The following is a 15,163-nucleotide window of genomic DNA, read 5'->3' as shown; positions in this document are numbered from 1 at the left end:
TCAGTACGCGAACGAAAGCTTCTCGACCGCAGGCGTTTCCGTCTCCGCGGGTGGCTGTTCGGGTCCCTCGATCACATAGCGCCGCATCAGGAAGAACCACACGACCGCCAGGGCGCCGTACAGCAGCGTGAAGATGATCAGCGATGTCAGCACGGTGCCGGCGGTATGCCCGGAGACCGCCTGCTGCACGGTCATCCGGATGGCGGGGTTACCGGTCGGATTCGGGGCGACCACCCACGGTTGCCGGCCCATCTCGGTGAAGACCCAGCCCGCGCTGTTGGCCAGGAAGGGCGTCGGAATGCAGATCAGGCTCAGCCATTTGAACCAGGGCTGATCCGGTACCCTCCCACGCCGGGTCATCCAGAAGCCCAGCAGCGCGATTGCCGCGGAACCGGCCGCCCAGCCGATCATGGCGCGGAAGGTCCAGTAGGTGACGAACAGGTTGGGCCGGTAGTCACCCGGTCCGAATTTCTCGTTGTAGCTCGCCTGCAGGTCCTTGACGCCCTGCAACGTCACGCCGCTGAATTTGCCTTCGGCGAGGTACGGCAGCACACCGGGCACCTCGATGACGCGGGTGATGCTGTCGCAGTTGTTGTGGGTGCCGACGGTCAACACCGAGAAGTCCGGATCGGTTTCGGTGTGGCACAACGATTCCGCCGAGGCCATCTTCATCGGCTGCTGTTTGAACATCAGCTTGCCCTGGATGTCGCCGGTGAATATCAGCGCGATACCGGCGATCACGATCACCCACATCCCGGCGCGGGCGGCGGGCCGCCACATACCGCGCGCCTCCGCCATCAACTCCGGATGACCCGAGCGGGCGTTGCGGACCATCCACCAGCCGCCGATACCGGCGACGAAGGTGCCGGCCGTGAGGAACGCGCCCGCGACGACGTGCGGGAAGGCCGCCAGCGCGGTGTTGTTGGTCAACAGGGCGCCGATGCTCTCCAGTTCGGCGCGGCCGGATTCGGGGTTGTAGCGGGCGCCGACCGGATGCTGCATGAACGAGTTCGCGGCGATGATGAAGTAGGCGGAGGCGTTCACGCCGATCGCGACCAGCCAGATGGTGGCCAGGTGGACCAGTTTCGGCAGCCGCGACCAGCCGAAGATCCACAGGCCCAGGAAGGTCGATTCCAGGAAGAACGCGGCCAGGCCCTCCATGGCCAGCGGAGCGCCGAAGACATCGCCGACGAAGCGCGAGTATTCGCTCCAGTTCATACCGAACTGGAACTCCTGCACGATGCCGGTGGCGACGCCGAGCGCGAAGTTGATCATGAACAACTTGCCGAAGAACTTCGTCAGCCGGTACCAATGATCCTTACCCGTGATCACCCATGCGGTCTGCATCCCGGCGACCAAGGGCGCGAGGCCGATGGTGAGCGGTACGAAGATGAAGTGATAGACGGTCGTGATCCCGAACTGCCAACGTGAGACGTCGACGACATCCATCCGGCGGCCTCCTGTGTCATGCGGGACATCCACACGTACTACGACATGTCGTAGTAGAGCCTACGCCGGAACAGCCGTGGAGCAACGAGTCCTACGTCACGACATTCCAACAATTATTGCTGCGCGGTAACGAGTTCCGATCCGACGCTCCGACACGACGATCGAATCAGGTCCAGTCGGCGATATTCCAGGCTCGCTCGATCCCGCGATTCACCAGATCCGCGATCTCCTCGGCACAATCCGGCGCCGACATCCGCAGCCCGTCCAACGTCGCCACCCGCGCGGCGAGCGTGATGCTCGACAGTAGCCAAACACTATCGGCGGTAACGAGATCCGCGGTGAACAGCGATTTGTAGCTGCAGTCCCAGCCGGCTTTCCCCGCCTCGGCGAACAGGGCTCGCTGAGTGATGCCGGGCAGCACGCCGTCGCGCGCGGGCGGGGTGAGCAACTGCTTGTCGCGCTGGATCACGACCGTCGAGCGCGGTCCCTCCAGCACGCGATGCTCGGTGCTGGTGAAGATCACGTCGTCGGCGTCCTGGCGGGCCGCGAAGCGCAGCGCCGCCATATTCGTCGCATAGGAGAGCGTCTTGGCGCCGAGCAACAGCCACGGAGCGGTGGTCGCGAGTTCGGTGGAGATGCCGCGGGTGAGGGTGATCACCGAAATACCTTCGGCGCGAGCCTTACTCACCCGCTCGGCGACCGCGCTCACCAGTACGTAGCCGGTGAGATCCGGTGCCGGGCCCGACAGTTCGCCCGAACCGACCCGTCTGGACTCGGCGCCGTCGCGACCCCGGGTCACGATCATGCGCAACACGCCCTCGCGGTCGGACCCCCATTCCTTGACCGCGGATTCCACCGCGGTGCGCCACTGGGCGACGTCGGGGTCCGGCAGGTCCAGCGCCTGGGCCGAGCGGCGTAGCCGAGCCAGGTGTAATTCCAATGCACTCGCTTTACCGTCACGCACCAGCACCGTCTCGAAGACGCCGTCGCCGCGCAACGCGCCGATGTCGTCCGCGAAGAGCAACGGCTCGTCCGGATTCCGGACGGTACCGTCGAGTGTCACCAGAACTCGATCCACCATGCGTGGCAGCCTAGGCGAATCGAGCGCTCCAGGCGTGGGTACGCAATCGTCCGGCAACGCCCGGGCGAGCCCCGCGCCCACAGGCGTATCCACGGCATACTCACCGCACACCTGCGGCAACCCGCTGCGCGGCGCGGGTCGGCGCGACCGCCTATTGTGGAAAACGTGTCCGTGGTTGCCGCCCCCAGTCCACTGCTCGGTCTCCCAGGGGCCGTGCCCGGCCCGCCCGAAAGTCCCGATGCCGCGGTCGCCTGGCATTACGGCGATCCCTTCGGGGAACAGCGTGCCGCGGCCCAGCGTGTCGCTCTCGTGGACCGTTCCCACCGTTTCGTGGCGAGGATCACCGGCGCCGAACGGCTGAGCTGGCTGCACACGATTTCCAGCCAGCACATCGCCGACCTGAGCGACGGCCGGTCCGCCGAGAATCTGGATCTGGACCTCAACGGACGCGTCCAGCACCATTTCGTGCTCACCGAGCTCGACGGCACGGTGTGGATCGATACCGAAGCCGACCGCGGCCCCGCGCTGCTCGACTTCCTGCAGAAGATGGTCTTCTGGGCCGACGCGAAACCCGAGGCCGCACCCGATCACGCGGTCCTGAGCCTGCTCGGACCACGAGTGAGCGACCTGACCGAGACGCTCGGAATCGCGGCCCTGCCGCAGGTGTACGGCGCGGTCGCCCTGCCCGGCGGCGGATTCCTGCGCCGGATGCCGTGGCCCACCGAGGACTCCTACGACCTGGTCGTACCGCGCGAGCGGTTGAGCGAGCTGTGGACGGCGCTGACCGCGGCCGGCGCCGAACCGGCCGGACTGTGGGCATTCGAGGCGCTGCGAGTGGCCGCGCTACGCCCGCGTATCGGCGTCGACACCGACGATCGGACCATTCCGCACGAGGCCCATTGGATCGGCGGCCCGGACGAATTCGGCGCGGTCCATCTGAACAAGGGTTGCTATCGCGGGCAGGAAACCGTCGCCCGCGTGCACAATCTCGGTAAACCGCCGCGGCATCTGGTGCTGCTGCACCTGGACGGCTCCGCCGATGCCCGGCCCGCGGCCGGTGACGCGGTGACCGCCGGCGGCCGCGCGGTCGGCCGGCTCGGCACGGTGATCGACCATTTCGAACTGGGGCCGATCGCACTCGCGCTGATCAAACGCGCCATCCCCGCCGACACCCGGCTGGAGGCCGGTCCGATGGCCGCCGCCATCGATCCGGATTCGATCCCGTCCGATGACGAGCCGCAGGCCGGCCGGCTCGCCGTGGACAAGTTGCGCGGCCGGTGAGCGCGCCCGCAGCGCCCCGGGAAATCGGCGCGATCGGCCACGTGCTCGCGGTCTGCGTTCTGCATGCCGAACTCGAGGTGCCCGCGAAGGTGAGCCGGGTCGGCCGGACCGCGATCGACAAGCGCCCGGTCGCCGACCGGGTCGCGGTCCGCACACTGGGCCTGGCCGGTGACCACGTCTGCGGTACGAAACATCACGGCGGCGTCCACCAGGCCGTCTACGCCTATGCCGACGAGGACGCGCGGCAGTGGGGCGAGCAACTGGGCCGCACACTGGCTCCCGGCTGGTTCGGTGAGAATCTGCGGGTGACCGGGCTGCCGGTCAGCGATGCGGTGATCGGTGAACGGTGGCGCGTCGGTGAGGCGGTGCTCGAGGTGAGCGCACCGCGCGTGCCGTGCGCGACCTTCGGGCACTGGTCCGGTGAGAAGCAGTGGGTCAAGCGCTTCACCCTGCAGGCCGATACCGGCGCCTACCTGCGTGTGCTGACCGAGGGCACGATCGGGGCCGGTGACCGGGTGCACGTCGAACACATTCCCGGACACGGCATCACGGTCCGCGACCTGTTCACCGGCCACGATCCGGCCCGGCTGGAGCATCTGCTCGCCGCCGAACCGACGATCTCCGACGATGTGCGCATGCAGATCGCCCGGCATGCGCGGCGGGCCGCCAACGCGGCGCGGACCACCGCGCCCTCCGAAGGGCTCGGCATCGCGGCGAGGTCGGATGCGACGGCCGGCCGGACGGCGTCGAAGCCGGCGGCGACCGGGGCCGGAACGCCGCACTCGGCGATGCCGAGCGGGGCGGTGCTGCGGGCGGAGGCATCGGGCGCGACGGCTGCCGGCAGCGCGGAGGGAGGAGACCGGCCATGAGTGTGGAACTGGTGGAAGTGGTTCGCTCCGGCTTCCGCGAATGTGTGCACCGCGGGTCGGTGGTGATCGTCGAACCCGACGGGGAGCCCTCGCTCGCCCTGGGTGAGGTGCATCTGCCGATCTTCCCGCGATCGACCAACAAACCCATGCAGGCGATCACCTTGCTGCGTAACGGTTTCGAGCCGGTGGACGAGGCCGAACTGGCCATCGCCACCGCCTCGCATTTCGGCGAACCCGACCATCTGGCGCTGGTACGGCGGTTGCTGGAGCGCTTCGGCTTCGACGAGAACAGCCTGGAGTGCCCGCCGGATCTGCCGATGGGCGAACAGGCCCGCGCCGAGGCGCTGGCCTGGCGCGATCGTCACTCGGCCCCCCGCAAGATCTACATGAACTGCTCGGGCAAACATGCCGCGATGCTGGCGACCTGTGTGGTCAACGGCTGGCCGGCGACCGGATATCTCGACCCCTCCCATCCGCTGCAGCAGGCGGTCACGGCGACGATCGCCGACATCACCGGCGAACCCGAGACCGACCTCGGCATCGACGGCTGCGGCCTGCCGATCGTCCCGGTCTCGCTGATCAATCTGGCCCGCGCCTACGCCCGTCTCGCCACCGCCGCCTTCGGATCGCCGGAACGCCGGGTCGCGGACGCGATTCGCCACCACCCCCGAGTGATTTCGGGCACGGACGCCCCCGATCTCGAGACCATGCGCGCGACCCCGGGACTGGTCTGCAAGATCGGGGCGGACGGTGTGCACGCGGGGGCCCTACCGGACGGCCGCGCCTTCGCCTACAAGATCGATGACGGCCACGACCGCGCCCGGATGCCGCTGACGCAGGCGATTCTCCAGCGTATGGGGGTCGAGTGGACCGAGGCCCACACCGCGCTCGCCGGGCCGCCGGTACTGGGCGGCGGGGCGCGGGTCGGCATCATCCGGGCAATCCCGGGTGCGGTGTAGAAGCTCACCATTTCGCCGAAGCCCCGTTCGACCGCCCCGCCGACGGTGGATGTTCCGCAGTCTTCACCCACTCCTGGAAGCGCGACCGCGTGACACACGCTAAAGTGTCTGTCAGGAAGATTATTAATTCGAACGGGGCCGCCAACCACCCCAGGCCGCCCCGCAGTGACGCGAGGGGGTCAGCCATGGGCCGTGGCCGGGCTAAGGCAAAGCAGACCAAGGTTGCACGCGAGCTGAAGTACAGCTCGCCGTCGACCGACTTCGCGAGCCTTCAGCGCGAGCTGTCGGGGCACACCCCCCGGCGGAGCGGTGTGCTGTCCGAAGAACACGATTCGGACGAATCGCTCAAGCGCTGGGAGGAAGATGAGGACTACGACGACTGGCGCCGCTGACTCCGATCGACGCGTTGCAGGGGGAGGCCTGAGGGGCCTCCCCCTTCGCACGTCGCGCAGCGTTTTCGGCCGATAGGGTCGACCGATCCCACCTCGATGAGGGCTCGTAGTACGGGTTGCCGCCGCGGGTATCAGTGATACCGAGGGCGGCACTACCCGCGTTGAACGTGCCTCGGCACATTGCCGCCCGGCCGCGCTTCCGCCGGTCGCCTTCGGATGCCGCAGCGGCTCAACCGAACGACAATCGCCTCCCCGAACCGGGCCGTACCCGGGTCGAGGAGGCGATCGTATTTCCGGTCAGAATCGGGGATGTTCGCCGAGCAGCGCCACGCGCGCGGCGTCGGCGTCCTTGGCCTTCTTGACCGATCCCAGGGTCCAGCATTCGATATGCCGCGCGGTCAGCACCGCGAGCGCACGATCGGCATCCTCGGGGGCGACGACGGCGACCATGCCGACGCCCATGTTGAAGGTCTTCTCCATCTCCGCCCGCTCGACCCGGCCGCGCTGCGCGATCAGCTTGAAGATCGGCGCGGGATTCCAGGTGCCGCGGTCGATTTCGGCGACGAGCCCGGCCGGCAGCACGCGAGCCAGATTGTTCGCCAGGCCGCCGCCGGTGACGTGCGCGAAGGTGCGCACATCGGTCTCGGCGATCAGCGCCAGACAATCCTTGGCATAGATCTTGGTAGGTTCCAGCAACTCTTCGCCCAGGGTGCGGCCGAATTCCTCGACGTGCCCGGTGAGCGCCATCCGATCGATGTCGAGCAGCACCCGGCGCGCCAGGCTGTAGCCGTTGGAATGCAGGCCCGAGGAGCCCATCGCGATGACGACGTCGCCGGGGCGGACCCGGTCCGGTCCCAGCACCTCGTCCGCCTCCACGACGCCGACGCCGGTCGCGGAGATGTCGTAGTCGTCGGCGCCCATCAGGCCCGGATGCTCGGCCGTCTCGCCGCCCAGCAGCGCACATCCGGCCTGGATGCAGCCCTCGGCGATACCGGACACGATCTGCGCGACTCGTTCCGGAACCACCTTGCCGACCGCGATGTAGTCCTGCAGGAACAGCGGTTCCGCGCCGCAGACGACAAGGTCGTCGACGACCATGGCGACCAGGTCCAGGCCGACCGTGTCGTGTTTGTCCAGCGCCTGCGCGACCGCGATCTTGGTGCCCACACCGTCGGTGGAGGCGGCCAGCAGCGGTTCCCGGTAGCCACCCTTGAGCGCGAACAATCCGGCGAAACCGCCCAGACCGCCCTGCACCTCGGGCCGGCTGGCCTTCTTGGCCAGCGGCGCGAACAACTCGACTGCGCGGTCGCCGGCCTCGATGTCGACACCGGCGGCGGCATACGACGCGCCTCCGGATTGGGCCTCGTCGGCGCCGGTGTCGTTCACACCGGCACCACTCGGGGTCTGCTCAGTCATTGTTCGGGAAAGCTCCAAACCGAATCGGCGGACAGATGCCTGATCACGCTACCGGAGCCGGATAACGAGACTGCACCGGTATTGGGCTGCACGTACGGATTCGAGGCTACCGTCACATCCGCCATTGACATACATACGGTATGTAGGTAACTCTGGAACACATCACCCCCACTCCGGAAGGCATGTCATGGGAATCAGCACCAGCCTCGGCCCGATTCGACACGTCGCGGTGCCGGGCGGCCGCATCCGCTATCACGACACCGGTTCCGGTTCGCCGGTGGTCTTCGTGCACGGCCTGCTCGTCAATGCCGATCTGTGGCGCAAGGTGGTGCCGGACGTCGCCGCGGCCGGGCATCGCTGCCTCACCCCGGACTGGCCGTTCGGCTCGCATTCGGAGCCGATGCCCGCCGCCGACCTGTCCCCGGCCGGCGCGGCCGACCTGATCGCGGCGTTCCTGCGGGAACTCGATCTCACCGACGTCACCCTGGTGGCCAACGACACCGGCGGTGCGATCACGCAGATCATGCTGTCGCGCGACCGCAGCCGCGTCGGACGCGTGGTGTTCACCAACTGCGACGCCTACGAGAAGTTCTTCCCGCAGCCGTTCACTCCGCTGCCGCGACTCTCGCGCGTGCCCGGCCTGCTCACCGCGGTTCTGCAGAGCCTGCGTTTCCGGCCGGCGCAGCGTCTGCCCATCGCCTACGGGCTGGTCACGAAACAGCCGCTGCCGCACGAGATCGCGGATTCGTATCTGCTGCCGAGCCGCAACTCCGCGGCGATCCGCGCCGACCTGCGCCGGTTCCTGCGCGATATCCACAAGCGTCACACCCTCGCGGCCGCACGCAGTTTCGGCGAGTGGGATCTGCCGGTGCTGCTGGCCTGGGCGCCCGAGGACAAGGTGTTCCGGCTCGAGTTCGCGCAGCGGCTGGCACACGATCTGCCCGATGCCACCCTGCGCACGATCGACGATTCGCTCACCTTCATCGCCGAGGACCAGCCCGAGTTGCTCAGCCAGTTGATCGTGGAGTTCACTCGGCTGCATGCCACGCCGTAGCCAGGAGGACAGATCACGCGCGACGCGGGCGAGTCTCGAGGCGGTCGGGCGGCGGCTGTTCGCCGAACGCGGATATTCCGCGGTGTCGGCGGAAGAGATCGTCGCCGCGGCCGGTGTCACCCGCGGCGCGCTGCATCATCACTACGGCGACAAGCGTGGCCTGTTCATCGCGGTACTGGAACAGCTCGAGGCGGACAACACCGAGGAGATCAGGGATGCGATCGACACCCTGCCCGACCCGACCGATCTGCTGGCCGCGATGGCGACCGGCCTGCACACCTTCCTCGTGATCAGCCGCCGCCCGGAAACGGTCCGGATCGCCATGTCGGACGGTCCGGCGGTACTCGGCTGGCAGGGCTGGCGGGAGATGGAAGCGCGCCACGGCCTCGGCCTGATCATGAATCAGCTGGAACTGGCCGTGGAGTCCGGACTCGCGCCCGCGGTCCCGGTCCGTACCCTGGCCCAATTGATTCTGGCCGCTGTCACCGAGGCGGGCATGATCGTCGCGCACGCCGACGATCCGGATGCGGCCGGCGCCGAGGCCGAGCAGTGCATTCTGATGATGGTCGGCGGATTGCTCACACCGCCGAGCACGTCACCGAGCCCCTAGGCCGGCGAACCGGAACGACGGCGAATGCGCTTGCGCCACAGGCCGATTCGGCCAGTTCCTCGACGAACGCGCCGGGCCGCCACGACGACAGGCCCGGCCACGTCAGCCGTGCCGCTCAGGGGCGGCTGAGCGCGCTCGCGTTGGCGTTCTCGCCCAGCAGTTCCGATTCCGGCTTACCGGAGAGAATCCCCTCGAGCACGTTCTTGCCCACGGCGGCCTCGTCGGGCAGCGGGATCGGGTATTTGCCGTCGAAGCAGGCGCAGCACAACCGGGTGCGCGGCTGCTCGGTGGCGGCGATCATGCCATCGAGCGAGATATAGCCCAGGCTGTCGGCGCCGATGGAACGGCGCACGCTCTCGACCATGGCCGCTTCCGAATCCTGCGAGCCCTCCGCCAGTTCCGGTCCGGCGCCGTTGGCGATCAACTCGGCCGGCGAGGCGAAGTCGATGCCGTAGAAGCACGGCCACTTGACCGGCGGTGAGGCGATGCGCACGTGGATCTCCAGCGCCCCGGCCTCGCGCAGCATCCGGATCAGGGCGCGCTGGGTGTTGCCGCGGACGATCGAGTCGTCGACCACGATCAACCGCTTCCCGCGAATCACCTCGCGCAACGGGTTGAGCTTGAGCCGGATACCGAGCTGGCGGATGGTCTGGCTGGGCTGGATGAAGGTACGGCCCACATAGGCGTTCTTCATCAGTCCCTGGCCGTAGGGCACACCGGATCCCTGGGCGTAGCCCACCGCGGCGGGCGTACCGGATTCCGGGACCGGGATCACCAGATCGGCGTCGACGGGATGTTCGGCAGCCAGCCGGCGGCCGATGTCGACCCGGGTGGCGTGCACCGAGCGACCGGCGATCGTCGAATCCGGCCGGGCCAGGTAGACGTATTCGAAGACACAGCCCTTGGGTTCGGGATTGGCGAACCGCAGCGAACGCACCCCGTCCGCGTCGATCGCCAGCAGTTCGCCCGGCTCGATCTCGCGGACGAACGAAGCGCCCACGATGTCGAGTGCGGCGGTCTCGCTGGCAACCACCCAGCCGCGGTCGAGGCGGCCCAGGCACAGCGGCCGCACACCCTGCGGGTCTCGCGCCGCGTAGAGGGTGTGCTCGTCCATGAAGGTCAGGCAGAAGGCGCCGCGCAGCGTGGGCAGCAACTCCATGGCCGCCTGCTCGATGCTCTTGTCGGCCGCGGCATGGGCCAGCAGCGCGGTCATCACATCCGAATCCGAGGTGGCGGTGATCGCGCTGCCCGGCAGGCGGCCGTTGATCAGACCCAATTCCCGGGCCCGGGTCGCCAATTCGGCGGTGTTGACCAGATTTCCGTTGTGTCCCAACGCGAGTCCGGTGCCGACCGCGGTGGTCCGGAAGATCGGCTGCGCGTTCTCCCAGATGGTGGAACCGGTGGTCGAGTAACGGCAGTGCCCGATGGCGATATGCCCGGGCATCGCCGCCAGCGTCTGCTCGTCGAAGACTTGCGAGACCAGACCCAGGTCTTTGAACACCAGCACCTGCGCACCGTCGGCGACCGCGATACCGGCGGCCTCCTGTCCGCGGTGCTGCAAGGCATAGAGGCCGTAATACGTGAGCTTGGCCACATCCTCGCCCGGAGCCCAGACGCCGAAGACGCCACACTCCTCGCGGGGCTCGTTCTCAGGCTCGTCGACTGCGGAGGTGTTTCGGCCTGCGGCGGTCTTCGGGATAGACAGATCGGCGTGGGTCACCGTTTGCTCCCTGTTAGTCGGGCGGGGGGCACTCATCATTCTACGGGTCATCCGCGCGAAACCCACGTCCGGATCCGCCGGGTGGCGAGCTGTTTGCTGCTACGGTTCGACCGTGGCGAGCACCGACACCGCACTACAAAGTCGAAATCTGCGGCGGCTGATTCCGTTTCGATGGATGTTCCCTGTGGCGGTCCTCTCAGTGGTGGCGGCGTTGCTGGGCCTGCTGTATCTCGACTACGTCGTCGATCCGCAGCGAAATCTGCACGACTTCCCGATCGCCCTGGTCAACCAGGACGTGGGCGAGACGCTCGGCGCAGCCGGCCAGGAAAAACACGTGAACTTCGGCGACCAGGTCGCCGACGGACTGCGTGCCGCCGTGCCCGCCGATCAGATCGATCTGCGCGTACTCGGGCTGCCGGAGGCCCAGCAGCAGATGCAGAACGGCCAGGTCTACGGCGCGGTCGTCATTCCCAGCGATTTCAGCAAGCGGCTGGGGATCCTGGGTGTGGGCAGTGTCATACCGGGCGATATCGAGCGTCCGATCATCACCCTGATGACCAATCCGCGTTCGGGCACCTACGCCACCCAGATCGTGGTGCGTTTCGGTAATCAGGCGCTGCCGCAGATCAACGACAAGGTCGGTCAGCAGCTCGTCGAGCAGGTGCGGGCTCAGCTCACGCCGGCGCCGGGCGGCCCGCCCGCCCCCGAGCTGTCCGGCGCGACCCGCCTCACGCTGGCGCAACCGCTGGAGATCCTGGTGCAGGAGTTCCACCCCCTGCCGGGCGGATCCGGTCAGGGGCTGACCGCCTTCTTCTACGCACTGTTGTTGCTGATGGCCGGCATGCTCGGCGCGATGATCGTGCACACGATGATCGACTCGGCCCTCGGGTTCGTGCCGACCGAATACGGGCCGTGGTACGTGCACTATCCCGCCACACCGGTCTCCAGACTCCGCACGCTGTTGATCAAGTGGGCGGTCATGGCGGTCGCCGCGGTGGTGGTCTCCGCGATTCTGCTCGGTATCGGCGCGGCGCTGGGGATGCCTCTGGACAATCCGCTGGGCCTGTATCTCTACGGGGTGCTCGCGATCATCGCGGTCGGATTCACCGGTATCTCCATCCTGGCCGCGATCGGCTCGGCGGGTCTGCTGGTGAACATGATCCTGTTCATCGTGCTGGGACTGCCGTCGTCGGGTGGCACGGTGCCGATCGAGGCGACGCCGAAGTACCTGGGCTGGCTGGCCACCTTCGAACCCATGCATCAGGTGTTCCTGGCGGTGCGTTCGCTGCTGTATTTCGACGGCAACGGCGCGGCCGGTTTCACCCGTGGATTCTGGATGACCGTGCTCGGCCTCGGAATCGGTGTGGCGCTCGGGTTGATCGTGACGCGCTTCTACGACCGAAAAGGATTGGAGCGCAAGCCGATCAACCGCACCGAGCCCGCCCCGGCCTAGTTCACCGAGGCCGCCCCGGATTCACAGCGCCACCAGCGGCAGCCAGCGGGCCAACTCTCCCGCCCGGATTCCGGAGGCGCTCAGCGCGCCCGTTTCCACCGCGGTCTCGAAATCGAGCAGTCCCGTCGCGAGCAACAGCCACGTCCGCGCGTCGGTCTCCACCACGTTCGGCGGCGTCCCGCGCGTGTGCCGCGGACCCTCGATGCACTGCACCGCCACGAAGGGCGGTACCCGCACCTCCACCGAGGCGCCCGGCGCCGCCGCGGCCAGACTGCGCGCGGTTGCGCGCACGGCCGCCGCCAGCTCGGACCGCCCCGGCTGCGCCGCCGACTCGTCGCGCAGCCACGCACCGACCGCTGCCACCGAATCACGCACCTGAGCAGGGTCCACAGCCGAATGTCGCGCCATTCCACCGAGCGTAGCGGTGAGACGGGCTCCGTCGGCGCAGCGCCGCGGCCGCCGGCGGGGCCAGCGCACCGCCGGCATTCAGGGCGAGGTGGGCGAGGGCGGGCGCCGTCGCGCTGCCGGTGCGGCGGCGAAGCCACGAGAAGAGCAGGCCGCCCGCGGTGGTGACGGCGACGGTCATCGGGACGCTGTCGCCTGCGGAGCGCGCCGGAAGAATATGCCAGAGGCCGAATACCAGTGCGCCGCAATGTCTTCGCACGGGCCCCGCATCCTCGAACAGCCGATCCAGCGTGCCCCGGAAGATCAGCTCCTCGCTGTAGACGGTGCCCATCGGAATGTGCAGGCCGACCCATTCGGCCGTACTCACCTCCGGCGCACGATCGGCGACCCCCGCTATCCGATCACGGATGCCCGGCACGACGAGGCCCACGCCGTACGCAGCACCGACCGCGCCGAATGCGGCTGCGCCCCAGCCGAATCCGCGCCGGGACAGCCACTCCGGCCGGCCGCCGAAGACAGCGGCGTATCCGGTCGCGAACACGGCGTTGGCGAGCGTGCGGCCGCGTATGCCCGACCCCAGCCGCGGCAGCACGAGATTGCTCCACGCCAGGGCGAGGCAGGATGCCAGAAGGGTGCGTACCGAGCCTCGGCGACTCATCGACCCGCACCGTGCGAATGCGGTTTCGTGGCGACGACTACGCCTCTCATTTCACCGCGCGTTCGAACGCTTCCGACAGTTCCAGCTGGGTCCGAATGCTCTCCTGCAGTTGCGGATTCCAGTCCGGCGGCGGCAGCACGGCCGCCCACCCGTCGAGGACCATGGTGCCGTAGTTGTGGCCGTGCCCGTCGCTGACGCCCTGGGCGTTGGTCAGGTCGGCGGCGACCTGCCAGAAGGTGACCAGCGGCCACCAGCGCATCTGCGTGGACACGTCGGAGCCGCGCGGTTCGGAGAGCCAATCCGGTTGGGAGAGAATCAGATCCGGCGACCACCAGACGATCGGGTCGGAGGGATGTTGCAGATAGGCGATGCGCGGATGCCGCCATTCCGGTGACGGTTTCGCCAGATCCGGTGCGCCGGAAGCGAAGCGGACCACGAGGCCGTCGGCGTAGATCGGCTCCACCTCGCGGGTGCCGGGATCGCGGCGCTCGACGAACTGCTTCCACAGCCGATTCGAATTCGGCGGTCCCACCCACAGCGCGCCGTCCACCTCGGCGCGCAGATCGGCCAGCCCGTCGAAGGCGGCCTCCGAGCCCTGCGAGCCCAGGCTCTCCCCGTAGACCAGTAGTTTCGGCCGCGACTGCGGCGGCCGCGCCGACCAGGCGGCGTACACCGCGTCGAACATCTTCTTCCCGGCCACCGCGACCTTCTCCCGGTCCGCGAGGAACGACAGCACGCTGGGCAGATAGGAGTACTGCGAGGCCAGGATCGCGGTATCGCCGCCGTACATGTACTCGAGCGCACCGGCTGACGCCGAGTTCACCCATCCGGTTCCGGTGGTGGTGACGATGACCAGCACCTTGCGGTCGAAGGCGTGGGTGCGTTCGAGTTCGGCGACCGCCAGCTGCTCCTGGGTCTGCCCCTCGCCCGCCGAGCCGAGGCCGACGTAGACCCGGACCGGTTCGCGCGCGGGCTTACCCGTCACCGCGCCGATCCGGAAGGCATCGGGTCCGTGCGAGACGAACCATCGCCCCTCCGAACCGAGCGTGTCCCATTTGGCCAGCGATGCGGGGCTGCCGGAGCGTCCGGGGTCGCTCGGCTGCACCGCGTAGGGCGTCATCTTGTCGTTGCGCACGCTGAACGCCGAATTGGCGACGGTGAAGAAGGCCTCCGACAGCACACCGTTGAACAGCAGCACCGCCACCACGGCCAGCACGATCGCACCGGCGCTCGGAGCCAGCTGCGGCGGCACCCGCACCCAGCGGCTGAGCAGCCGTGCGAAGAACCGCACGATCCACCGCACCGTCCGGTAGATCGCCACCACCAGCGCCGCCACCGCGAGACTGAGCCCACCGGTGCGCAGATAGGCGGCGCGCGTGGTGCCCTCCATATCCATCAGTTCGTAGATCTGCCGTTGCCAGTCGGCCGAGAGGACGAGCATGTAGATCGCGGTGAGCAGGCAGATCGTCAGGATCGTCACCTTCACCGCATAGCGAATCCGCAGCGACGGTGTGCGAAAACGCAAGCGCGGCCGGATCAATCTGCGGAAACCCCACTCCAGCAGACAGCCCACGCCGTAGCCGATGGCGGCGTTGAGGCCGCTGATCAGGCCTTGGAACAACCAGTCGCGCGGCAGTAGCGACGGTGTCACCGACCACGCGAAAAATACTGTCGCGGTGACGAGTCCGACGTAATTGAGCGCGATGATGTCGTCCTCGAGCCGTCGCAACAGCCGCAGGCCTCGCCGATAGACCACAACGCCGCGCGTACGCAGCGTTGTGAGAGTCTCGGCGGTATCGAGCACCCGTCAAGTATG

The 15,163-nt window shown here is 68.1% G+C and carries 13 protein-coding genes and 1 pseudogene; 7 read left to right on the top strand and 7 right to left on the bottom strand.

Going from position 1 to position 15,163, the window contains the following annotated elements; all coding sequences use genetic code 11:
* Nucleotides 1-1,449: a cytochrome ubiquinol oxidase subunit I gene (locus RJ03_RS03045; RefSeq protein WP_036497787.1), complete on the bottom strand. Its 1,449-nt coding sequence runs from the start codon at nt 1,447-1,449 to the stop codon at nt 1-3.
* 166 nt (nt 1,450-1,615) lie between these two features.
* Complete coding sequence (locus RJ03_RS03040; protein WP_036497786.1) at nt 1,616-2,530, bottom strand: aminodeoxychorismate lyase; 915 nt, start codon at nt 2,528-2,530, stop codon at nt 1,616-1,618.
* Nucleotides 2,531-2,695: 165 nt separating this feature from the next.
* On the opposite strand from RJ03_RS03040, the gene ygfZ reads away from it, so the two are divergent.
* From ygfZ to RJ03_RS03020, 4 genes and pseudogenes are all read left to right on the top strand, one after another.
* A complete protein-coding gene (gene ygfZ, locus RJ03_RS03035) occupies nt 2,696-3,811 on the top strand; it encodes a CAF17-like 4Fe-4S cluster assembly/insertion protein YgfZ (RefSeq protein ID WP_371507507.1) in 1,116 nt (371 codons plus the stop codon).
* A gap of 23 nt (nt 3,812-3,834) precedes the next feature.
* Nucleotides 3,835-4,458: pseudogene (locus tag RJ03_RS03030) on the top strand (MOSC domain-containing protein); the annotation flags it as partial.
* Between the two features lie 218 nt (nt 4,459-4,676).
* Entirely contained in the window at nt 4,677-5,639 is a 963-nt protein-coding gene (locus RJ03_RS03025) for an asparaginase (RefSeq protein ID WP_036497780.1), read from the top strand.
* 185 nt (nt 5,640-5,824) lie between these two features.
* A complete protein-coding gene (locus RJ03_RS03020; RefSeq protein ID WP_036497777.1) occupies nt 5,825-6,031 on the top strand; it encodes a DUF3073 domain-containing protein in 207 nt (68 codons plus the stop codon).
* A gap of 297 nt (nt 6,032-6,328) precedes the next feature.
* On the opposite strand, the gene purM is transcribed toward RJ03_RS03020, so the two are convergent.
* The gene (gene purM / locus RJ03_RS03015; protein WP_051024195.1) at nt 6,329-7,447 is read right to left on the bottom strand and encodes a phosphoribosylformylglycinamidine cyclo-ligase; all 1,119 of its coding nucleotides are present in this window, start codon (nt 7,445-7,447) and stop codon (nt 6,329-6,331) included.
* Nucleotides 7,448-7,634: 187 nt separating this feature from the next.
* Here purM and RJ03_RS03010 point away from each other — a divergent pair, with 187 nt between their 5' ends.
* Nucleotides 7,635-8,501 (top strand): alpha/beta fold hydrolase, encoded by an 867-nt coding sequence (locus tag RJ03_RS03010; RefSeq protein ID WP_036497774.1) that lies wholly within the window; start codon nt 7,635-7,637, stop codon nt 8,499-8,501.
* Entirely contained in the window at nt 8,488-9,111 is a 624-nt protein-coding gene (locus RJ03_RS03005) for a TetR/AcrR family transcriptional regulator (RefSeq protein WP_036497772.1), read from the top strand. The genes RJ03_RS03010 and RJ03_RS03005 overlap by 14 nt, the downstream gene beginning before the upstream one ends.
* Before the next feature lie 115 nt (nt 9,112-9,226).
* Here the strand turns inward: RJ03_RS03005 and purF are convergent, their stop codons facing one another.
* Nucleotides 9,227-10,831 (bottom strand): amidophosphoribosyltransferase, encoded by a 1,605-nt coding sequence (gene purF, locus RJ03_RS03000; RefSeq protein WP_036497769.1) that lies wholly within the window; start codon nt 10,829-10,831, stop codon nt 9,227-9,229.
* A gap of 175 nt (nt 10,832-11,006) precedes the next feature.
* On the opposite strand from purF, the gene RJ03_RS02995 reads away from it, so the two are divergent.
* A complete protein-coding gene (locus tag RJ03_RS02995) occupies nt 11,007-12,284 on the top strand; it encodes a YhgE/Pip domain-containing protein (protein ID WP_036497832.1) in 1,278 nt (425 codons plus the stop codon).
* A gap of 21 nt (nt 12,285-12,305) precedes the next feature.
* On the opposite strand, the gene RJ03_RS02990 is transcribed toward RJ03_RS02995, so the two are convergent.
* From RJ03_RS02990 to RJ03_RS02980, 3 genes are read right to left on the bottom strand one after another with little or no spacing between them, the layout of a single operon-like run.
* Nucleotides 12,306-12,692 (bottom strand): sterol carrier family protein, encoded by a 387-nt coding sequence (locus tag RJ03_RS02990; RefSeq protein WP_036497768.1) that lies wholly within the window; start codon nt 12,690-12,692, stop codon nt 12,306-12,308.
* A complete protein-coding gene (locus RJ03_RS02985; RefSeq protein WP_063820328.1) occupies nt 12,652-13,347 on the bottom strand; it encodes a CPBP family intramembrane glutamic endopeptidase in 696 nt (231 codons plus the stop codon). The genes RJ03_RS02990 and RJ03_RS02985 overlap by 41 nt, the downstream gene beginning before the upstream one ends.
* Before the next feature lie 46 nt (nt 13,348-13,393).
* Entirely contained in the window at nt 13,394-15,151 is a 1,758-nt protein-coding gene (locus RJ03_RS02980) for an alpha/beta hydrolase (RefSeq protein ID WP_051024193.1), read from the bottom strand.
* Between the last annotated feature and the right edge of the window lie 12 nt (nt 15,152-15,163).

Origin of the sequence: Nocardia aobensis NBRC 100429, from assembly GCF_000308375.1 — a bacterium.
GTDB lineage: Bacteria > Actinomycetota > Actinomycetes > Mycobacteriales > Mycobacteriaceae > Nocardia > Nocardia aobensis.
This window is presented reverse-complemented; position numbering and strand designations above follow the sequence as displayed.

Coding starts and splice junctions, on each gene's coding strand:
- RJ03_RS03045 (WP_036497787.1), bottom strand. CDS start 1,449: ATGGATGTCGTCGACGTCTCACGTTGGCAGTTCGGGATCACGACCGTC.
- RJ03_RS03020 (WP_036497777.1), top strand. CDS start 5,825: ATGGGCCGTGGCCGGGCTAAGGCAAAGCAGACCAAGGTTGCACGCGAG.
- RJ03_RS03025 (WP_036497780.1), top strand. CDS start 4,677: ATGAGTGTGGAACTGGTGGAAGTGGTTCGCTCCGGCTTCCGCGAATGT.
- RJ03_RS02985 (WP_063820328.1), bottom strand. CDS start 13,347: ATGAGTCGCCGAGGCTCGGTACGCACCCTTCTGGCATCCTGCCTCGCC.
- purM (WP_051024195.1), bottom strand. CDS start 7,447: ATGACTGAGCAGACCCCGAGTGGTGCCGGTGTGAACGACACCGGCGCC.
- RJ03_RS02995 (WP_036497832.1), top strand. CDS start 11,007: ATGTTCCCTGTGGCGGTCCTCTCAGTGGTGGCGGCGTTGCTGGGCCTG.
- RJ03_RS03005 (WP_036497772.1), top strand. CDS start 8,488: ATGCCACGCCGTAGCCAGGAGGACAGATCACGCGCGACGCGGGCGAGT.
- RJ03_RS02990 (WP_036497768.1), bottom strand. CDS start 12,692: ATGGCGCGACATTCGGCTGTGGACCCTGCTCAGGTGCGTGATTCGGTG.
- RJ03_RS03010 (WP_036497774.1), top strand. CDS start 7,635: ATGGGAATCAGCACCAGCCTCGGCCCGATTCGACACGTCGCGGTGCCG.
- RJ03_RS03040 (WP_036497786.1), bottom strand. CDS start 2,530: ATGGTGGATCGAGTTCTGGTGACACTCGACGGTACCGTCCGGAATCCG.